We start from the raw sequence: 20561 nt of genomic DNA, 5'->3' as shown, positions 1-20561 counted from the left end.
GAGTCAGTGGCCCGCGCCAAGGCGTTCGGCCGCGCGGACGAGAACGGCACCGTGTACGTCACGGTCCGGGGCACCGAGTACGAGTGCGGCCAGTTCCCGGACGCCACGAGCGACGAGGCGCTGGCCTACTTCGCGCGCAAGTTCGACGACGCCGAGGCGCAGGTCGAGCTGCTCGAGCAGCGCATCGCGGCCAAGGCTCCCGCCGGCGAGATGCGCAAGACCGTGCAGCACGTGCGGGAGCAGGTGGACGCGCACGCCATGGTGGGTGACCTCGTGGACCTCTCCACGCGCCTGGACACGCTCGAGGACGCCATCCGCGTCGCGCTGGAGCGCGAGCGCGAGGAGTCGAAGAAGCACAAGGCCGAGCAGCTGGCCCGCCGCACGGCCATCGTGGAGGAGGCCGAGGGGGTTGCCGCCCAGGACCCCCAGAAGACCCAGTGGAAGCAGTCCTCCGCCCGGATGGAGCAGCTGTTCACGCAGTGGCAGGAGCACCAGCGCTCGGGCGGGCGGCTGTCCAAGTCGGACGAGGACGCCCTGTGGAAGCGCTTCCGCAAGGCGCGCACCACGTTCGACCGCCACCGCAAGGCGTTCTTCTCCTCCCTGGACGAGACCAATGCGAAGGCCAAGCGCGTCAAGCAGGGTCTGATCGCCGAGGCCGAGGCCCTGTCCTCCTCCACGGACTGGGGCGAGACCGCCGGGAAGTACCGCGAGCTCATGGACCGCTGGAAGCAGTCCCCGCGCGCCTCCCGCAAGGACGACGACGCCCTGTGGTCCAGGTTCCGCGCCGCGCAGGACGTGTTCTTCAACGCCCGCAAGGCCGCGAACGAGCAGATCGACAAGGAGTTCGAGGGCAACCTGGGCGTGAAGGAGAAGCTGCTCGCGGAGGCGAAGCAGATCCTGCCGGTCAAGGACCTCGAGACCGCCAAGAAGAAGCTCGCCTCGATCCAGCAGCGCTGGGAGGAGGCAGGCAAGGTACCGCGCGCCCACATGCGCCGCGTGGAGAACGAGCTGCGCTCGGTCGAGGACGCCGTTAAGAAGGCCGAGGACGACAAGTGGCGTCGCACCGACCCGGAGACGAAGGCGCGCTCGAACTCGATGCTCTCCCAGCTGGAGAGCAAGATTGCGGACCAGCGCGCGGCGGTCGAGGCCGCCCGCGCCTCCGGCAACGAGAAGAAGGCCGCCTCCCTGGAGAAGGACCTGGCCACGAGCGAGCAGTGGCTCGCCACACTGCAGGCCTCCGCCTCCGAACTGGGCTGACGCCCGCACCGGGAGGGCACCGCTGACAGCGTGCCTTCCCGGGTGTCCTGCTGAGAGGGTCCCGTTCCGGCCCTGTCACAGCCAGCGCCCCCGCTCCGGTCCGCCGGGCGGGGGCGCTTCGCGTGGGTTCTCCACAGGTGCGGCACGGGTCTGCCGTTGCCGCCGCTCGTGGGGTGGGATGGGTCCATGACCTCCCTCGCCCCCTCGCTGCGCCCCTCCGGTCCCCGCTACGACGGTGCGTACACCGTGTTCCTGCCCGGCCACCCGTTCAGCCGCGCGGAGCTGCACGCCATGACCGTGGACGGCGTGCTGCGCCGTGAACTGCTGGACGCCCACGTGCATGCGTCCCAGCCCGTCACGGACTCCCTGCGGGCGGTGGTGCTGAGCCGGGTGGTTCCGGGCAACCTGCAGCGCCGGGGTGTGATGGGGCGGCTGGGCGCGGCGTGGTTCTACCGCTGCGCCCCGGAGCCCTCGCCCCTGCCCGTGCTCGTGGACAAGGGCGCGCGCACCACGGCCACCGTGCCGCCGGGGATCGTGCTGCACCAGACGAGCCTCGCTCCGGAGGACGTCGTGACGCTGCACGGGATCTCGCTGACCACTCCGCGGCGCACGGCGACGGACATCGCGCTGTACGTTCCGGGTCCCGCCGGCGACGCCGCCCTGCTCGCTCTCATGGGCGCGTCACGGCTGCGGTGCGCGCCCGAGGACGTGCGCCACGACCTGGAGACCATGCCCAAGACCCCCGGACGGCGCGCGGCGCTCACGCGGGTGCGCAAGCTCTCCCGAGGGATGGACGAGAGCGCTCCGGCCTAGGAGGCCACGGGCTGGTGGCCCGACACGCGGTACACGTCGTAGACGCCGTCAATGCGCCGCACCTGGTTCAGCACGTGGTCCAGGTAGCGGGTGTCGCCCATCTCGAAGGAGAACCGGGAAATCGCCAGGCGCGCCCGCGAGGTGTGCACCTGGGCGGAGAGGATGTTCACGTGGTTCTCGGACAGCACGCGCGTGACGTCGTAGAGCAGGGACTTGCGGTCCAGCGCCTCCACCTGGATCTCCACGAGGAACAGTGAGGACTGCGTGGGTGCCCAGGAGACCTGCTTGACGCGGTTGTCGCCCTCCGGCAGCGCCTTCATGTTGGCGCAGTCCACGCGGTGCACCGAGATCCCCGAGCCGCGGGTCACGAAGCCCACGATCTCGTCCGGGGGCACCGGCGTGCAGCAGCGGGCGATCTTCACGTAGACGTCCGAGGCGCCCTGCACGAGCACTCCCGCATCCGCCACGCCGGAGCGCACCGGCTTGGTGACACGCGTGACCTCTGCGAGGTCCTCCTCCGTGCCGTCCGCACCGCCCAGGTGCTCCAGCAGCTTCTCGACCACCTGCTGGGCGCTGACCGCGTCCGAGCCGAGGGCCTCGTAGAGGGCCGCCACGTCCCCGCGGTTGAAGTCCTGGGCCACCGCGAGCAGGGACTCGCTCGTGACCGTGCGCTGCAGCGGCAGGTGGTGCTTGCGCAGGGCCTTGGTGAGCATGTCCTTGCCGCGCTCGATGGCCTCCTCGCGGCGCTCCTTGGAGAACCACTGGCGGATCTTGGTGCGGGCGCGCGGGGAGCCCACGAACTTGAGCCAGTCCTGGGAGGGCGCGGCCTGCTCCGACTTGGAGGTGAGGATCTCCACCCGGTCCCCGTGCTGCAGCGTGGAGGACAGCGGGGCCAGCTTGCCGTTGACCCGCGCACCGATGGTGCGGTTGCCCACCTCCGTGTGCACCGCGTACGCGAAGTCCACCGGGGTGGAGCCCGCGGGCAGTGCCATGACCTCACCCTTGGGCGTGAACACGTACACCTCGGCGGTGTTGATCTGGTAGCGCAGCGAGTCCAGGAAGTCCGAGGAGTCCTTCGCCTCCTCCTGCCAGGAGACCAGGGAGCTGAGCCAGTTCAGCTCGCCCTCCTTGGCCTTGGGCGTGGCGGAGTTCGCCTGGTTGACCTTGTCCTTGTACTTCCAGTGCGCCGCCACGCCGTACTCCGCGCGGCGGTGCATCTCGTGGGTGCGGATCTGGATCTCCACGGGCCGCCCGTTCGGACCGATCACCGTGGTGTGCAGCGACTGGTACATGTTGAACTTGGGCATGGCGATGTAGTCCTTGAACCGCCCGGGCAGCGGCCGCCACTTGGCGTGCAGCACGCCGAGGGCGGCGTAGCACTCGCGCACCGAGTTCACGAGCACGCGGGCGGCCTGCAGGTCGTGGATCTCGTCGAAGTCCTTCCCGCGCACGATCATCTTCTGGTAGATCGAGTAGTAGTGCTTGGGCCGGCCCGTGATGGTCGCCTCGATCCCGGAGGCGTCCAGCGCCTCGCCGATCTCCCCGCGGATCTGCGCCAGGTGCCGCTCCCGCTCGGGGGTCCGCTCCCCCACCATGCGCACGATCTCGTCGTAGACCTTCGGGTAGAGCGCGGCGAAGGACAGGTCCTCGAGCTCCCACTTGATCGTGTTCATGCCCAGCCGGTGGGCCAGCGGCGCGAAGATCTCCAGGGTCTCGCGCGCCTTGCGGCCCGAGGACTCGGAGGAGACGAAGCGCCACGTGCGGGCGTTGTGCAGCCGGTCCGCGAGCTTGATGACCAGCACGCGGATGTCCTTGGCCATGGCCACGATCATCTTGCGGACGGTCTCCGCCTGGGCGTTCTCCCCGTACTGGATCTTGTCCAGCTTGGTCACGCCGTCCACGAGCTCGGCGACCTCCTCGCCGAACTCGTCCCGCAGCTCGTCCAGCGTGTAGGGCGTGTCCTCCACCGTGTCGTGCAGCAGCCCGGCCACCAGGGTCGCGCCCGTCATGCCGAGCTCGGCGAGGATCGTGGTCACGGCCACCGGGTGGGTGATGTACGGGTCTCCGGACTTGCGCTTCTGGCCCTCGTGGTGGGCGTCCGCCACGGCGAAGGCGCGCTCCAGCACGGTGAGGTCCTGCTCGGGGTGCGAGTTCTGCACCGTGCGCAGCAGCGGCACGAGCACGGGCGAGCTGGGCACGGACTCCCCGCTCAGCACGGACAGCGTGGAACGGGTCTTCTCGCTGCGCCCCGGGAACACGGCACGGCCGAAGACCGGGCGCGAGGCGGGCAGCACGAAGTGGGTTCCGCTGAAGTCCCCGCGGGCCACGGCGGTGCGCTGACCGCCGGCCGCGCGCGACGCGCCGTCCGCGGCCGCGCTGGTTCCCACGGCGGACGTGGGTGCCGATCCCGGCGACGTGGCGTGACCCGTGTCCTCGGCAGTCCGAGAGGCCGGTGCCACCGGCGCCGTGCGATCCGTGGCCGCGCCGGTGCTGTCGGCGGACGCGGGAGCGGACTCCGACGACGCCGTGCGCGCCGTCGTCGCAACGGCCGTGGCCTCGGCGGATCCCCCGGAGGTGGGCGCGGGAGAGCCGGAGGGGGTGCGGGCACCCGCGTGGTCGGACGTGCTGGACATGAGCCGTGGCCTCCTCACCGTGCCGCGGTGCCGGGGAGGTGGGATCCTGGCCCGGCGCGGCTGATGACCCAGTGTAATGCCGCGGCCCCCGTGCTCTGTGCACGGGGGCCGCGGGGCATGAGCCCTGGTGGGGCCGGTGGTCCGGGTGTCCGGACTCAGGCGGAGACGGGGTCCGAACTGACCGGGGGCGCGTCCGTGGTCCGCTCCTCCAGCACCTTCCGGGCCTGGTCGCGGACGGCGGGATCGCGGTCGCGCAGCCACGAGTACAGCGGCGCCGCCACGAACAGCGTGGCCAGCGTTCCCACGATGATGCCGACGAACAGGGAGAGCGAGAGGTCCTTCAGGGTTCCCGCGCCCAGCAGGTAGGCACCGATGAACAGGATGGAGCCCACGGGCAGGATGCCCACCACGGAGGTGTTGATCGAGCGCACGAGCGTCTGGTTCACCGCCAGGTTCACCTGCTCCCCGTACGTGCGCTTCGCGCGCTCCGCGGGGGCGCTGCCGTCCAGCAGCCCCGCCGTGTTCTCCCGGACCTTGTCGAAGACCACCACCGAGTCGTAGAGCGAGTACGAGAGCACCGTGAGAAAGCCGATCACCGCGGAGGGGGTGATCTCGAAGCCCACGAGCGAGTAGACGCCGCCCGTGACCACCACGGTCACGAGCATCGCGGCGATCGAGGACACGGACATCTTCCACGTGCGGAAGTACAGCGCCATCAGCGCCAGGGCCAGCACCACGAAGACCAGCAGGCCCCACAGCGCCTGCTGAGTAACGCCCTGACCCCACGTGGGACCCACGAAGTTCGAGGTCACCTGGTCCTCGCCCACCCCGTAGGAGTCCTGCAGCTTGGACTTCACGCTCAGCGTCTGGTCGTCGTCGAGCTGCTGGGTCTGCACCCGCATGGTGCCGGGGGCGATGTTGGTGACCGTGGCCTCGTCCGCGCCGGGGGTGCCCGCCACGGCGCGCTGGCCGAGGGACACGTCCGTGTTCTCGACGCCCGAGACCGTGAACTCGGAGCCACCGGTGAAGTCGATGCCCAGGTTGAACCCACCCTTGACCACGGGGATCAGCACGGAGACCACCACGAGCGCCAGGCTCACCGCGAGCCACAGCCCCCGTTTCTGGACGAACGGGTAGGAGCGGCGCCCGCTGTGCAGGTCGTTGCCGAATCGCGCGAGTCGGTTGCTCATCGCTGGGCCTCCTGGGGGTCGGAGTGGGCGGAGGACGACGCCGTGCCGTCACCGGCGGCGGTCTCGCGGGCCGCGCGGCGTCGTCGTTCGGCGATCGTGAGGCCGTCGTTCTCGGAGGGGTCGCGCAGCCGCCCGGCGCCGCGGTAGAGCGGCACGGCGTCGAGGGCCTCCGGGTCCAGCCCGGAGTTCTTGGCGCCGGAGCCGAAGTAGCGCGTGCGGGCCAGCAGCACCATGACCGGGTGCGTGAACAGGAACACGACCAGCAGGTCCGCGATGGCGGTCAGGCCCAGGGTGAACGCGAAGCCGCGCACGTTGCCCACGGCCACGAAGTACAGGACCACCGCGGCCAGCAGGTTCACGGCCTTGGAGGCGAGCACCGTCTGTCGGGCCCGCTGCCAGCCGTGGTCCACCGCGGCGGGGATCGTGCGCCCGGCGCGGATCTCGTCGCGGATGCGCTCGAAGTAGACGATGAACGAGTCGGCGGTCTGGCCGATCGCCACCACCAGGCCCGCCACGCCGGCGAGCGAGAGGCGGTAGTTGGCGCCCCAGCCGAGCAGGGTGATCGCGAGGTACGTGAGCACACCGGCCACCACGAGCGACGCGATGGTCACCAGCCCCAGCCAGCGGTACTGGAACAGCGAGTAGATGCACACGAGCGCCAGACCGATCAGGCCGGCCACGATGCCCATGCGCAGCTGGTCGCTGCCGAGCGTCGCGGAGACCTGCTGCTCCGAGTCGATCGAGAAGGACACCGGCAGCGCGCCGTACTTCAGCTGCTGGGAGAGGAACTTCGCCTCGTCCTCCGTGAAGTTGCCCGTGATCTGCGCCTTGCCGTCCGTGATGACCGAGTTCATGCTCGGCGCGGAGATCACGGAGCCGTCCAGCACGATGGCGAACTGCGAGCGGGGATCGCCCTGGCTGCTCTGGCCCAGGCTGTAGAGGCGCTCGGAGAGCTCCTTGAAGGTCTTGGTGCCCTGCTCGTCGAACTGCAGGTTGACCGCGAAACCGCCCGTGGCGTGGCCCTGGGAGTTCGTGGCCTGCGCGTAGGACGCGTCCGAGATCTCGGTGCCGGGGATCTCCACCGGCCCGAGGATGAACTTGGTGCTGTTCTCGGAGCCGCCCTGCGTGTCGCACGCGACCACGGCCTTGTCCTGCGGTTGCGCGGCGCGCTCCTCCTGCGACTGTCCCTTGGTGCAGTCCAGCGCCTCGTACTCGGCGTAGAGCTCACGGGTCACCCAGTTGGGGTCCGAGGAGTTCGTGGGCTTGGCGTCCGGCTCCGGGATGGACTTCGGATCCGTGCGCTGGTCCTCGGGGACGGCGGCACCGGCACCCGTGGTGATCACGGGACGGAACGCCATCTGCGCCGAGGTCTGGATCAGGTCGCGCGTCTCGCTCGAGGGAACTCCCGGCATCGAGACCACGATGTTGCGCCCGGACTGGGTGGTGATCTCCGCCTCGGAGACACCCGCGCCGTCCACGCGCTGGCGGATGATCTCCACCGCCTGGTCCAGCTGCTCCTGGGAAATCTCCTGCCCGGCGTCGTCACCCTGCAGGGTAGGCGAGAGCACCATCTGCGTGCCGCCCTCGAGGTCCAGGGCGAGCTTCGGGCTCCAGCCCGTGCGGTCCGTGCTGACCCCGTAGACCAGCACCCCCGCCAGGATCGCGGCCACGGCCACGAGTGCGAGCAGTGCCTTGCGGGCCGACGACGCCGCCACGGCGGCTCCCGAGCGCGGCCGCGGCGTGGCACCCCCGCCCGTGCCCTTCGAGCCGCTCGCGCGCGAGCCCGTCCCCTCCGACGTGCCGCGCCGGCGCCAGCGGGAGCCCCTGTGCTCACCGGGGGTCCCCGACGTCTTCTTCTGTGCTGCCATAGCCGTCCTTCAACGAGCCCGTCACCGGCGCCACTCGGGCCGGTCGACGCATGAGAAACGGGCCGAGGTCATCGGCCCGTAACCCAGCGGGGGGGGTGGATCAGTTGGTGGTGGTGCCGCGGTCCTCGCCGTCGCGGGCGTCGCGCCAGGTCCGGTGGTCCTGCTCCGGGGCGACGTCGCTGGCCGTCGTGGTGCCCGCCGCGGGGGTCTCGGAGGTGGAGTTCCCGGAGGTGGGGTTCCCGGCGGCGGTCGCACCACCGGTGGTGCCGGTCACGATGCCGCTGTCAGCGGTGCCGGTGTGCGCGGCGCCGTCGACGACGGTGCCCTCGCCCGCAGCGGAGGCCGCGGGGGTCTCGTCCACCACGGTGGTCACGGTCTGGGAGTGCACGGTGACGAGCTGGCCCGGGGAGATCTCCAGGACTGCCTTGTTCTGCTCGCGGTCCATGTCCCGCAGCGTGCCGTAGAGGCCGAAGCTGGTCATCACGCGCGTGCCGGGTTCCATGGTCGCCTGCTTGGCCTTCATCTCGGCCTGGGCCTTCTTCTGACGGCGCATGGGCAGCCAGAGCAGCAGCACCATCACCACGAGCATGACGGGCAGGAACCACGCGGTCCCACCTCCGCCGGCAGCAGCTTCCTGGGTTTCTGCGAGGAGCGTCACGAATGATCCGTTCTGTCGTCGTGCGAGGGGTCGCGCGTGGCGGGCCCCCGCTGACCCGCGGGAACGACTCGAGCACGCGCTCGGGTTCGCACTCAGTTTAGGGGATGGATCTGGTGACCCGCTGGACGGTGTCCGGAGCGGCTAGGACGACGCGTCCTGTTCCTGGTCCGCGTCCGTGGCCAGGGCGGTGCGCAGGGCCGGGTCCTTGAACGCCGCGTGGTCCGGGACCTCGAGCCCCAGGTGCTCCCACGCCGCGGCCATCGCGATCCGGCCACGCGGGGTGCGCCCCAGCAGCCCCTCTCGCACGAGGAACGGCTCGGCCACGGTCTCCACCGTCTCGGTCTCCTCCCCCACGGCGATCGCCAGGGTGGACAGCCCCACGGGACCGCCGTTGAACTTGCCCACCAGGGCGGAGAGCACGTTGCGGTCGAGCCGGTCGAGGCCGCGGACGTCCACCTCGTACATGTCCAGTGCGGCACCGGCCGCGCGCGCGTCGATCCGCTCGACACCGTGCACAAGCGCCCAGTCCCGCACGCGGCGCAGCAGCCGGTTCGCGATGCGGGGCGTTCCCCGCGACCGGGAGGCCACCTCGGTGAACGCCTCCGTGGTCATGGTCAGGTCCAGCAGCGCTGCCGAACGGCGCAGCACGAGCTCGAGCTCCGGGACGGAGTAGAACTCCAGGTGGCCCGTGAACCCGAAGCGGTCCCGCAGCGGCCCCGGCAGCAGGCCGGCACGAGTGGTCGCGCCCACGAGCGTGAACGGCGGGAGGTCCAGCGGGATGGAGGTGGCACCCGCGCCCTTGCCCACGACGATGTCCACGCGGAAGTCCTCCATGGCCATGTAGAGCATCTCCTCCGCGGGGCGGGACATGCGGTGGATCTCGTCCAGGAAGAGCACCTCCCCGTGGGTCAGGGAGGACAGGATGGCCGCGAGGTCACCGGCGTGCTGGATGGCCGGACCCGAGGAGATCCGCAGGGGGACGTCCAGCTCCTGGGCGATGATCATGGCCAGCGTGGTCTTGCCGAGCCCGGGCGGGCCCGAGAGCAGCACGTGGTCCGCCGTGCGGCCGCGCAGCTTGGACGCCTCCAGCACGAGCGAGAGCTGGGCGCGGACGCGCTGCTGGCCCACGAAGTCGTCGAGCGTGCCCGGGCGCAGGGAGGCCTCGAGCTGCTGGTCGTCGTAGTCGCCCTCCGCGCCCACGAGCCGCTGCTGTCCGGCGGACGCGCCGTCGTCGGTGGCCATGCTCAGCGCCCCCCGGTGCGGGCGTGCGAAGTGCCCTTGGAGGTGCCGAGCCAGGACAGGACGGCGCGCAGGATCTCCGCCACGTTGCCGGAGTCCGCGAGCTCGGGCTGGGTCTGCAGGGCGTCGTCGATGCCGCGGGTGGCGTCCTTCTCGCTCCAGCCCAGACCGGTCAGCGCGTCCACGACCTGCTCACGCCAGACCTGCATCTGCGGCTGGGCGCCCTGCGCGGGCGGCGGCTCGGGAAGCACGAGCTTGTCGGCCAGCTCCAGCACGATCCTGCGGGCGGACTTGGGGCCGATCCCGGGTACGGCGGTGAAGGCCTTGTCGTCCCCCGCGGCGATCGCCCGGCGGGCGTCGTCCGGGCCGAGCACGGACACCGCTGCCAGTGCGGTGCGCGGGCCCACGCCGGAGACGCCGAGCATCACCGTGAAGACCTCCTTCTCGTCCGCACGGGAGAAGCCGAAGAGCAGGGGGGACTCGTCCTTCCTCGCAATGTACGCGGTGTGCAGCCGGGTGGTGGAACCCACCCGCAGCCCCGCGAGGGTGTGGGGGCTCGCGTGGACCTCGACGCCGAAGCCCGAGACCTCCACCACCGCGAGCGTGGCGCCCACGAACTGCACCTCACCGGTGACCGAGGCAATCACGGTCCGCTCCCCTCTTCCGGCGTCAGGCCGGTCGTCTCAGTGGCGGTGGGACCGCCGGTCCTCCCGGCGGTTGAACCACCGGGGTGCTCGCCCGGCCGCGGCCGCCCCACCCGGGGAACGGCCGCGCGGCGCGTTCGAACACATGTGCGAATACTGCTGGTCACTGTACCAAGACGCGCCCGGCCCCGGGGACACGCGGTGGCGCGGCGTCGTCGTTCTCAAACGCATCGTTGTCCAGCGCGTCGGCTTCCACGGCGCCGTCTCCCAGCGCCATTGTGATCCCACGCTGAGGGACGGCTCAGCGGGAGCGTGCCCCGCCGGGGCGACCGGTGGACCGCGACTTTCCCGGGCTCGGCGCGCGGGAGGCCGTCTCGGCCCGCCGCCACGCCTGCTGCGCGGGTGTCAGTGCGCCGGGAGCGCTTGCTCGGGAGGGTTTGGACCCGGAGTGGGTGGAGGTCCGCTCGGCCGCGTTGACCCCGGCGACGCCGCCGCGCCAGCCGTGGCACACCGCCAGGGCGAGGGCGTCCGCGGCGTCCGCGGGTCGCGGCGGGGCGTCCAGGCGAAGGATCCGCACGACCATGCGGTTCACCGACTCCTTGTCCGCGGACCCGTCACCCGTGACCGCGGCCTTGACCTCGGACGGGGTGTGCCAGGCCACGGGGATGCCGCGTCGGGCGGCCGCCGCGATGACGACGCCGGTGGCCTGGGCCGTGCCGACGACCGTGGGCGCGTTGTTCTGCGCGAACACGCGCTCCACCGCCACGACGTCCGGGCGGAACCGTTCGATCAGCTCCTCGGCGGTCTCCATGATGCGCAGCACGCGCCGCTCCAGCGCCTCGTCCGCGTTCGTGCCGCTGACCTGCACGTGCACGAACGTGCCCGTGCGCTGCGCGGACATGTCCACCACGGCGAACCCGCACCGTGTGAGACCAGGGTCCACGGCGAGCACACGTCGCCCCCCGCGGTCCCCGGTGCGCGGCACGGTCCTACTCGTCGTCCTCGAGCTCGGCCATGACCTCGGCCGGGATGTTGGCGTTGGAGTAGACGTTCTGCACGTCGTCGAGCTCCTCGACGGCGTCCGCGAGCTTGAGGAACTTTCGCGCGCCGTCCGCGTCCAGGTCCACCTTCATTGTGGCCCGGAACTGGGGGTCGTCGTTGTTGTACTCGAGCCCGGCCTCGTCCAGCGCCGTGCGGATCGCGGGCAGGTCCGTGGCCTCGCTGACCACCTCGAAGACGTCCGACTCGTCGAGCACCTCGTCGGCGCCGGCGTCCAGGACGGCCATCAGGACGTCGTCCTCGGTCAGCCCGTCCGTCTTCGCGACCTCGACCACGCCCTTGCGCTCGAAGAGGTACGCCACCGAACCGGAGTCCGCCATGGAGCCGCCGTGGCGGGTCACGGCCACGCGCACCTCGGACGCCGCACGGTTCTTGTTGTCCGTGAGGCACTCGATGTACAGCGCGGTGCCCTGCGGGCCGCGGGCCTCGTAGAGGATCTCGGTGTAGTCGATCGTCTCGCCGGTCAGGCCGGCACCGCGCTTGACCGCGCGGTCGATGTTGTCGTTGGGCACCGAGTTCTTCTTGGCCTTGGAGACCGCGAGCTCGAGCGCCGGGTTGCCGGAGGTGTCGGCGCCGCCCATGCGGGCCGCGACCTCGATCCCCTTGATGTACTTGGCGAACGCCTTCGCGCGCTTGGCGTCGATCGCCGCCTTCTTGTGCTTGGTCGTGGCCCACTTGGAGTGACCTGACATGGATGACCTCCTCGAAACAGTGCGTCCGGCCGTTCTCGGGCCGGACGCGGTGGTGGATTGACTGCCATGATACCGAGCGCGCCCCGTGCGCTGTCACACCGGGGCACGCGGCACTCGTCCCGGAGGACGCCGCCCCGCGGGCTCGGGCGGTCCGACGTCCGGGCGACGACGCCGCACGGCCGGGTTCCGGGGCACAGGCTTCGGAAGCCACTGGCAGAGCGGGGCCCGCGGGCCGCGCTCCCGGCCGGTCGTCGTCGTCAGCGGGGCCGGGAGCTCGCGACCTCGCGCGCCCGCTCGGCGAGCGTGTCCTCGAAGGTCTTCTCCGGGAGCGTCTCGCCCCGCGCCTCGAGTGCCGCCGAGAGCAGGAAGTCCGCGACGTCCGGGTTCTTCGGCAGCATCGACCCGTGCAGGTAGCTGCCCAGCACGTTGGCCGTGCGCGCACCCTCGGTGCCGTCCTGGCCGTCGTTGCCCGCCCCGGACACGACCGTGGCGAGCGGCTGCTGCCCCGCGCCCAGGTGGGTCAGCCCGGAGTGGTTCTCGTAGCCGACGATGGTTCCCAGCTCCGGGGACTCCGTGACGATGTTGCCGATCAGCCGTTCGGGACCCGCCACAGTCTCCAGGTCGAAGATCCCGATCCCCTGCAGGGTCTCTCCCCCACCGGTGCGGAAGCTCTTCCCGAAGAGCTGGTACAGCCCGCAGATGGCGAGCATCGGCACCCCGCGCGCCACGGCGTCGTGCAGTTTTCCGGCCACCGCCGCGAGGTCCTCCGCCACGCGGAACTGGCCCGAGTCCTGCCCACCGCCGCCCACGAAGAGGTCCGCGTGCTCCGGCCAGGGGTCGCCGGGGTTGTGGTCGTGCACCTCCACCGCGAGCCCGTAGCGTTCCGCGCGGCGTTTCAGCGTCAGGGTGTTCCCCCAGTCCCCGTAGATGTTCATGTCCCGGGGGTAGAGCTGCACGATGCGCAGCGGTTCTGTGCTGGTCTCTGCCACGGAGTCCTCCTAGATCGCGGCCACGTGCGTCATGCCGCCCAGGATCTTGCGCAGGGACAGCATGGCCGTGTAGGTGCAGAAGATGCGCATGGGCCGGTCCCCCGACCCCGCGATGAAGTCCCGCAGGGCCGTCTCCAGGTCCGGCTCCACGGTGCCCACGGGCACGAGGTCGTAGTCCAGGCGCAGAGCCATGTCCCACGCGCGCACACCCGAGACCATGTCCACGCCGCCCTCGCGCAGCCGGTCGAAGTCCACGTCCCACAGCCAGGAGACGTCGCGGCCGTCCGCGTACTGGTCGTTGATCGCGATCATCGTCGCGTAGTCCTCGGCCGACGCCGAGGCGAGGGAGAGCCGGAAGCCGGCGGGGTTCTTCACGAGCAGCAGCTGCAGGGGCTTGTCCTGCACCGTGATGGTCTCCCCGCGCCCGAACGCGGGGGTGACCTTGCCGAGCTCCGCGACCAGGGACGCGGTGTCCGCGCGCTCGCCCAGCACCTGGAGGGCGAGTGCCAGCGCGCCCGCGGCGTTGTACTGGTTGTAGACGCCGTAGAGGTCCACCGTGGCCTCGTAGGCCGTGCCGGCGACGTCGAGCTCCACGCTGCGGGCGTTGACGGCCTCGAGCACCACGTCCGCGCGCGGACGCTCAGCCGAGGGGACCGCGCTGTCCTCGGCGCCCGGGTCCACCTGGCGCAGCCCGTCGCGCATGTCGTCGTCGGACGGGAACATGGGGCGCAGCGCGTCCGAGAGCCCGAACCAGCTCACCCCCGTGCCCTCCGGGAGGCCCTCGGCGAGCGACGCGATCCGGGGGTCCTCCCGGTTGAGCACCACCGTCTCTGTGGTCGCGTGCGCCACCTGCCGCAGCATGCGCCTCGTGGTGTCGATCTCTCCGAAGCGGTCCAGCTGGTCCCGCATGATGTTGAGCAGCAGGCTGATCCGCGGACGGACCTGCTTCACGAAGTGCACCGCGTGGGCCTCGTCCAGCTCCAGGACGGCGACGTCCGCGTCCAGGCGGCCGAACGCGTCCATCTCCGCGAGCAGGGAGGCGGCCACGCCGCGCACGAAGTTGGAGCCGGTGCGGTTCGTGAACACCCGAAGCCCCTGCGAACGCAGCAGCTGCACGGCCATCTTGGTGGTGGTCGTCTTGCCGTTGGTGCCGCTGACCACCACCACCCCCAGGGGCAGCTTCCCGAGCTCCTCCGCCACGAAGCGGGGGTGCAGCTTCTCCATGAACAGGCCGGGGAAGGCGGATCCGCCGCCGCGCAGGCTCGTGGCCCAGCGGACGCCCTGGCCGAGGGCACGTACAAGTGGTCTGGACATGGGCTCCATCCTAGTGAGCGGGCACGCTCGCCCGCGGTGCGGGCCCGGGGGCCCGGTGGGTCAGTCCTCGGGCCAGGCGGCCGCGATGTCCTCGCGGGTGGATCCGAGGGTCTGGATCAGGGGTTTGGTGTGGGCGATCACGGGCATGAAGTTGGCGTCACCGGTCCAGCGCGGCACCACGTGCTGGTGCAGGTGCGCGGACAGCGAACCACCGGCCGCGGATCCCAGGTTGAGACCCACGTTGAACGCGGCCGGCTGGGCGACGTCGCGGATCACCCGCACCGCGGTGCGGGTGAGCGTGTTCAGCTCCCACAGCTCCTCGTCCGTGAGCTCCTCGAGGTCCGCGACGTGCCGGTACGGGCACACGAGCACGTGCCCCGGGTTGTACGGGAACAGGTTCAGCACGACGAAGCAGTGCTGCCCGCGGTGCACGATGAGGGACTCGTCGTCGGGGCGCCCGGGCGCCGTGCAGAACGGGCAGCCCGGCGGCTGCTCCACGGAGGTGTCCTCCCCCCGCACGTACGCGAGGCGGTGGGGGGTCCACAGCCGCTGGAAGCCGTCCGGCACGCCCGGGAGCTCGAAGTCGTCCCGGTCCACGCCCTGCTCGCCCGACGCCGGGCCCCGCCCGGTCACGACTGTCCCGGGACGCCCGGCTCGCCGGTCTCCGCGCTCGTCCCGGCGGCGGCGGCACCGCGTGCGGTTGCCTTCCGGGACGAGGCCGACGCCGCGGCGTCCGCCGGATCCTCGACAACCGTCTCGGTCACGCGCACCTCGCCGCCACCGGAACCGTCTGCGGAGTCGTCCACCGCGCCGGGCTGGGCGGGGGCCGTGGGGTCCGCGTTGACACGCTGTGCGATGTGACCGGAGATCAGCTCGACCGCCTCGTCCTGGGAGACGCCGTTGAACTGGGAGCCGTCGCGGAAGCGGAAGGAGACGGTGCCTGCCTCGGCGTCGTCCCCGCCGGCAATGACCACGAACGGGATCTTGTCCTTCGAGGCGGTGCGGATCTTCTTGGGGAAGCGGTCCGAGGAGGTGTCCACCTCGACGCGCACGCCCTTCTCCCGCAGCTTCTGCGCAAAGCCGTCCAGGTAGTCGTCGAACGCGTCCGCCACGGGGATCGCCCGCACCTGCACGGGAGACAGCCAGGCGGGGAACGCGCCGGCGTAGTGCTCCGTGAGCACGCCCATGAAGCGCTCCACGGAGCCGAAGAGCGCGCGGTGGATCATCACGGGGCGCTGGCGTGTGCCGTCCGAGGCCTGGTACTCCAGGTCGAAGCGCTCGGGGAGGTTGAAGTCCAGCTGGATGGTGGACATCTGCCACGTGCGCCCGATCGCGTCGCGTGCCTGCACCGAGATCTTGGGGCCGTAGAACGCGGCACCCGCCGGGTCCGGGACGAGCTCCAGGCCGGACTCCTCCGCCACCTCCTGCAGCGTGCGGGTGGCCTCCTCCCAGATCTCGTCCGAGCCCACGAACTTCTCCGGGTCCTTGGTGGAGAGCTCCAGGTAGAAGTCCTCCATGCCGTAGTCCTTGAGCAGGGACAGCACGAAGTTCAGGGTGCTGGTCAGCTCGCCCTTCATCTGCTCGCGCGTGCAGTAGATGTGGGCGTCGTCCTGGGTCATGCCGCGCACGCGCGTCAGACCGTGGATCACACCGGACTTCTCGTAGCGGTAGACCGCCCCGAACTCGAAGAGCCGCAGGGGAAGCTCACGGTAGGAGCGCCCTCGGGAGCGGTAGATCAGGTTGTGCATGGGGCAGTTCATGGGCTTGAGGTAGTAGTCCTGGCCCGGCTTCGTCAGCTCGCCGGTCTCGGGGTCCCGCTCCTCGTCCACGTGCATGGGAGGGAACATGCCGTCCCGGTACCAGTCCAGGTGCCCGGAGACCTCGTAGAGGTGGCCCTTGGTGATGTGCGGCGTGTAGACGAACTCGTAGCCGGCGCGCGCGTGGCGCTCCCGCGAGTAGTCCTCCATCTCCTTGCGGATGATCCCGCCCTTGGGGTGGAACACGGGCAGGCCCGAGCCGAGCTCGTCCGGGAAGGAGAACAGGTCCAGCTCCACGCCGAGCTTGCGGTGGTCGCGGCGCTCCGCCTCCGCCAGGCGGTCCTTGTAGGCCTTCAGCTCGTCCTTGGTGGGCCAGGCCGTGCCGTAGATGCGCTGCAGCTGCTTGTTGTTCTCGTTGCCGCGCCAGTAGGCGGCCGCAGAGCGCATCAGGGCGTAGCCGTTGCCGATGTGCTTGGTGTCCGGCAGGTGCGGGCCGCGGCACAGGTCCTTCCAGACCGTCTCCCCGCTCTTGCGGTCCACGTTGTCGTAGATGGTCAGCTCGCCGCCGCCCACCTCCACGGAGGCGCCCTCCGCGGACTCGTCCACCGCACCGGACCCGGGCCCGCCGGCCAGGTCGATGAGCTCGAGCTTGTACGGCTCGTCCGCCATCTCCGCCCGGGCCTCGGCCTCGGTGACGCTGCGGCGGCGGAAGATCTGGTTCCTGTTGACGATCTTCAGCATCGACTTCTCGAGCTTCTTGAGGTCCTCGGGCGTGAAGGGCTCCGCGACGTCGAAGTCGAAGTAGAAGCCGTCCGTGATGTACGGGCCGATCCCCAGCTTGGCGTCCGCGCGCAGCTCCTGGACGGCCTGCGCCATGACGTGCGCGGTGGAGTGCCGCAGCACCTCGAGGCCCTCCGGATCGCTGACGAGCACCCGCTCCACGACGTCCCCGTCCCGCAGGGGCGTGGCCAGGTCCTTGAGGTCACCGTTGATGTGCGCCACCACCACGTCGCGCTGCTGCGCGTAGAGGTCGGCGGCGGTGGTGCCCGGTTCCGCGGTGCGGGACTCGCCGTCCACGCTCAGCCGTAGTGAAGGGGCGTCCGTCATGGTGATTCTCCTCGTCAGATGTCATGTGTGCTCGCCCGTACCTGGGGCGTGCCTGTCGCCGGGGCCGCTCTGGGCCGCCAACGACGCTGTCGATGCTACCGCTCCCCCGCGACCCGCACGAAGCGGGCCGGACACGGCTGTGCCCCGGACACGGGGTCCGGGGCACAGCCTGTGCTCACTGCTCGGGCGCGTCACTCACGCCCGGTGCGGTTCAGCGGCGGGGCAGGTCGCCGTCGCGGCCGAGATCGTCGCGGCCGGCAGCCTTGCGGTCGGCGTCCGTCTCGACGTCCACCTGCTCCTTCTGGACGTCGGCCTCGACGCGCTGGGTCTCGCGGACGGTCTGCTTGTTCAGCCCGACCTCCTCGACGGCCACGGCTTCCTTCTCGACGACGGGGCGCTCCTCGTGCAGGGTGACGTCCACCTCTTCCTCGCCGATGCGGCCGTTGTCCACGCGGCCCTCGGTGCCGTTGAGCGGGGTGCGCTCCACGGTGACCTCTTCGCGCTCGACGGGGACGTCCACGGTCTCGTGGTCGGTCACCACGTACTTGCGCAGGCGGGCGTGGCCGGCCTCGCGCTCCTGGGTGCCGACGTTGAGGCGCTCCTCGTGGCGGACCACGGAGGCGTCCTCGCCGGCAACGGCGTCGCGGTCGGCGACGTCGCCGTCACGGCGGTCGTGGCCCGCAGCGGCGGTGCCTGCGACACCCGCGGTGCCAGCGGCCGCGGCGTTGCGGTCACGGTCGGTGCCGGCGGTGCGGCCGTCCTCGTAGTTCAGCTCGTAGTAGCGGTACAACTCCTCCTCCTCGGCGGGGGAAAGGTGCTGGTCCGCGTCCACCTTCGGAGCATCCTTGATGACGTCCTTGGTGTAGGGGAGCACCACGCGGTCGCCGTCCTGGCTCGCGCCCTTGACCGGGACGAAGTTCTCCTTGGCCCCGAACAGACCGGTGTTCACGGTCAGGAACGTGGGCTCGCCCGAGTTGTCGTCCAGGAACACCTGCTCGACCTTGCCGATCTTGTCGCCGTCGGCGCCGTAGGCCGTGCTGGACAGAATTGCATTCACATCGAACGTGGTCATCGCATTAACTCCTCAGTAAGTCTCTGCTTGCAGCGCACGGTTTTGTGCGCTTCGTTAGGCCACCGCCCCCGCAGTGGGTGTGCGGTCCGGCTTCGTGACTCATATTACGTCGTGGGCAACACGTCGCCACCGATTTCTCTCACGGGGAAACCGCCGCGCCGTTGCCGTGCGCCGCCGCCGCAGTGTCGTGGCCGACGTCGACGACGCGCCCTCCAGCGGCTCCCACCCGCTCCTCCGCGCGCCACCCCCGGCCCCGGGAGTGCCGTAGGGCACAATGGGACGGACCGAGTGGTGTGGATTCCCGGAGGGCGTCCGGGTGATTCACACGAAACGTCGACCCCGACGAGAACGGAGCCGCACCGTGTGGGAACCACTGGTCAACAACCCCTGGATCTTCTGGCTGATCGTCATGCTGGCCCTGGCCGCCATCGAGATGCTCACCCTGGACTTCCTGTTCCTGATGATGTCCCTGGCAGCGCTGGTCACCACCGTGGTGAGCCTGGTCGTGGACAGCTTCACCCTGCAGGTGGTGCTCTTCGCGGTGGTCTCGGTGCTGCTGATCTTCCTGATCCGCCCGCTCGCGCTGCGGCGGCTGAACCGCTCGACACCCACCACCCGCTCCAACGCCGAGCGCCTGGTCGAACTGCCCTGCACGGTGCTCGAGCCCGTGGGCCGGCACAGCGGGCTCGTGCGGCTGGAGGGTGACATCTGGACGGCCCGCGCGGACACCGAGCCGCCCCTCGCCGAGGGCAGCAGCGTGTTCGTGGAGCGCATCGACGGCGCCACCGCCGTGGTCTCGGCCACCGCCCCGGCCACCGTGGCCCCGGAAGGCCCCGGCCGCGGCGTCCACCCCTGAACGGCGACGACGCCGCGCGGGTCGAGTGCGGCGTCGTCACCGGATCCCGGCACGCGGGCACGGGCCAGGCCCGGCACCGCGCGCGGAAACCCCCGATGAAAGGTCCCCATGTCTGTCGTCATCCTCATCCTGCTGGTCGTGGTGGTGCTCGCCGCGGTCATCGCGCTGGTCAAGGCGGTGCGGATCATCCCGCAGTCGCGCGCCGGCATCGTCGAGCGCCTGGGCAAGTACCAGGCCACCCTGAACCCCGGTCTGCACTTCCTGATCCCCTTCATCGACCGGCTGCTGCCCCTGATCGACCTGCGTGAACAGGTGGTGCCGTTCCCGGCGCAGTCCGTGATCACGGAGGACAACCTGGTGGTGGGCATCGACACCGTGGTCTACTTCCAGGTCACCGATCCCCGCGCGGCCACCTACGAGATCACCAACTACATCCAGGCCGTGGACGAGCTCACGAGCGCCACGCTGCGCAACGTGGTGGGCGGGCTGAACCTCGAGGAGACGCTGACCTCGCGCGACAAGATCAACGCCGAGCTGCGCGGCGTGCTGGACTCCACCACCGGGCGCTGGGGCATCCGGATCTCCCGCGTGGACATCAAGGAGATCACTCCCCCGCCGTCCATCCAGGACTCCATGGAGAAGCAGATGCGCGCCGAGCGGGACCGCCGCGCGGCCATCCTGACCGCCGAGGGCGAGAAGCAGTCCCAGATCCTCACAGCCGAGGGCTCGCGCCAGGCGTCGGTGCTCTCCGCCGAGGGTGACGCCAAGGCCGCGATCCTGCGCGCGGACGGCGAGGCCCAGGCCATCGCGAAGGTCTTCGACTCCATCCACCGCGCCAAGCCCACCCAGAAGCTGCTCGCGTACCAGTACATCCAGACGCTGCCCAAGGTCGCCGAGGGCTCGGCCAACAAGGTGTGGATGATCCCCGCCGAGCTCACCGGTGCGCTGCGCGGTGTGGGCTCCTACCTCAACCCCGGGGGCTCCGACGCCCCGGACTCGGACGCCGACGACGAGCCGGTGCTCCCCCGCGACCTCCCCGAGGACGAGCCGATCGTCGCGCACGAGACCGTGAAGGTCACGGAGAAGGACCTCGAGCCGGACCTGAAGCTCACCGACCCGAGGGACTTCGAGATGCCGGACTCCCCGTACACGTCCCCGATCGCCGAGCAGGCCGCCGATCCGCACGTGGACGAGGTGGACGTCACGGGCGTCGTCGACGGCGCCACGGACGCGGCCCGCGACGGCGAGCCGGGCACTCGGCAGACGCAGCACCGGGACGAGCCCGGCCAGCCGGAGTATCCCGGGAACCCCGGGAATGAAAACCGCTGACGGCCCGTTGTGCTCACGGAAGAGGAGTCGGGACCGCGCGGTGACACGCGCGGACGCGGGACGCCGAGGTGCGCCCCGCGGGAC

The 20561-nt window shown here is 70.8% G+C and carries 17 protein-coding genes; 4 read left to right on the top strand and 13 right to left on the bottom strand.

Annotation, left to right across the window (positions count from 1 at the left end; genetic code table 11):
• Together D8M39_RS08275 and D8M39_RS08270 are read left to right on the top strand one after the other, a co-directional pair.
• Positions 1–1257 (top strand): DUF349 domain-containing protein (locus tag D8M39_RS08275; RefSeq protein WP_238694026.1); only part of this gene is annotated, 1257 nt, incomplete at its 5' end.
• 186 nt (positions 1258–1443) lie between these two features.
• On the top strand, positions 1444–2070 hold the full coding sequence (locus D8M39_RS08270) for a hypothetical protein (protein ID WP_055083774.1): 627 nt from the start codon (positions 1444–1446) through the stop codon (positions 2068–2070).
• Here the strand turns inward: D8M39_RS08270 and D8M39_RS08265 are convergent.
• The 13 genes from D8M39_RS08265 to D8M39_RS08205 all read right to left on the bottom strand — a co-directional run bounded on the left by D8M39_RS08265 (position 2067) and on the right by D8M39_RS08205 (position 18292).
• Positions 2067–4703, bottom strand: coding sequence for a bifunctional (p)ppGpp synthetase/guanosine-3',5'-bis(diphosphate) 3'-pyrophosphohydrolase (locus D8M39_RS08265; RefSeq protein ID WP_232300253.1), 2637 nt, complete (start codon positions 4701–4703; stop codon positions 2067–2069). The two genes, D8M39_RS08270 and D8M39_RS08265, sit on opposite strands and share 4 nt — an antisense overlap.
• A 155-nt stretch (positions 4704–4858) precedes the next feature.
• Positions 4859–5893, bottom strand: a complete 1035-nt coding sequence (secF, locus tag D8M39_RS08260) for a protein translocase subunit SecF (protein WP_055083772.1) — start codon at positions 5891–5893, stop codon at positions 4859–4861.
• A complete protein-coding gene (gene secD, locus D8M39_RS08255) occupies positions 5890–7761 on the bottom strand; it encodes a protein translocase subunit SecD (protein ID WP_083482390.1) in 1872 nt (623 codons plus the stop codon). The genes secF and secD overlap by 4 nt, the downstream gene beginning before the upstream one ends.
• A 100-nt stretch (positions 7762–7861) precedes the next feature.
• Positions 7862–8419, bottom strand: a complete 558-nt coding sequence (gene yajC / locus D8M39_RS08250; RefSeq protein ID WP_232300252.1) for a preprotein translocase subunit YajC — start codon at positions 8417–8419, stop codon at positions 7862–7864.
• A 141-nt stretch (positions 8420–8560) separates the two neighbouring features.
• Positions 8561–9661, bottom strand: coding sequence for a Holliday junction branch migration DNA helicase RuvB (gene ruvB / locus D8M39_RS08245; RefSeq protein ID WP_055083768.1), 1101 nt, complete (start codon positions 9659–9661; stop codon positions 8561–8563).
• A gap of 2 nt (positions 9662–9663) precedes the next feature.
• Complete coding sequence (gene ruvA / locus D8M39_RS08240; protein ID WP_055083766.1) at positions 9664–10305, bottom strand: Holliday junction branch migration protein RuvA; 642 nt, start codon at positions 10303–10305, stop codon at positions 9664–9666.
• A gap of 298 nt (positions 10306–10603) precedes the next feature.
• On the bottom strand, positions 10604–11287 hold the full coding sequence (gene ruvC / locus D8M39_RS08235) for a crossover junction endodeoxyribonuclease RuvC (protein WP_055083764.1): 684 nt from the start codon (positions 11285–11287) through the stop codon (positions 10604–10606).
• 4 nt (positions 11288–11291) lie between these two features.
• The gene (locus D8M39_RS08230) at positions 11292–12053 is read right to left on the bottom strand and encodes a YebC/PmpR family DNA-binding transcriptional regulator (RefSeq protein ID WP_055083762.1); all 762 of its coding nucleotides are present in this window, start codon (positions 12051–12053) and stop codon (positions 11292–11294) included.
• A 257-nt stretch (positions 12054–12310) separates the two neighbouring features.
• Positions 12311–13042 carry a type 1 glutamine amidotransferase gene (locus tag D8M39_RS08225; RefSeq protein ID WP_055083760.1) on the bottom strand — a complete coding sequence of 244 codons (732 nt, stop codon included), beginning with the start codon at positions 13040–13042 and terminating at the stop codon, positions 12311–12313.
• A 9-nt stretch (positions 13043–13051) separates the two neighbouring features.
• Positions 13052–14365, bottom strand: coding sequence for a Mur ligase family protein (locus D8M39_RS08220; RefSeq protein ID WP_055083757.1), 1314 nt, complete (start codon positions 14363–14365; stop codon positions 13052–13054).
• Positions 14366–14416: 51 nt separating this feature from the next.
• The gene (locus tag D8M39_RS08215; protein WP_126874805.1) at positions 14417–14989 is read right to left on the bottom strand and encodes an HIT domain-containing protein; all 573 of its coding nucleotides are present in this window, start codon (positions 14987–14989) and stop codon (positions 14417–14419) included.
• Complete coding sequence (thrS, locus tag D8M39_RS08210; protein WP_371413771.1) at positions 14986–17220, bottom strand: threonine--tRNA ligase; 2235 nt, start codon at positions 17218–17220, stop codon at positions 14986–14988. The genes D8M39_RS08215 and thrS overlap by 4 nt, the downstream gene beginning before the upstream one ends.
• A gap of 211 nt (positions 17221–17431) precedes the next feature.
• Positions 17432–18292, bottom strand: coding sequence for a DUF2382 domain-containing protein (locus D8M39_RS08205; RefSeq protein WP_126874804.1), 861 nt, complete (start codon positions 18290–18292; stop codon positions 17432–17434).
• A 361-nt stretch (positions 18293–18653) separates the two neighbouring features.
• On the opposite strand from D8M39_RS08205, the gene D8M39_RS08200 reads away from it, so the two are divergent.
• Positions 18654–19148: an NfeD family protein gene (locus D8M39_RS08200; RefSeq protein ID WP_126874803.1), complete on the top strand. Its 495-nt coding sequence runs from the start codon at positions 18654–18656 to the stop codon at positions 19146–19148.
• Positions 19149–19256: 108 nt separating this feature from the next.
• The gene (locus D8M39_RS08195) at positions 19257–20477 is read left to right on the top strand and encodes an SPFH domain-containing protein (protein WP_238694025.1); all 1221 of its coding nucleotides are present in this window, start codon (positions 19257–19259) and stop codon (positions 20475–20477) included.
• Positions 20478–20561 lie beyond the last annotated feature (84 nt).

It is taken from the genome of Kocuria sp. HSID17590 (genome assembly GCF_003989485.1).
Taxonomy (GTDB): Bacteria; Actinomycetota; Actinomycetes; order Actinomycetales; family Micrococcaceae; genus Kocuria; species Kocuria salsicia.
Note: the sequence above shows the minus strand (reverse complement) of the source record. Positions and strands in the feature narration are given on the sequence as shown.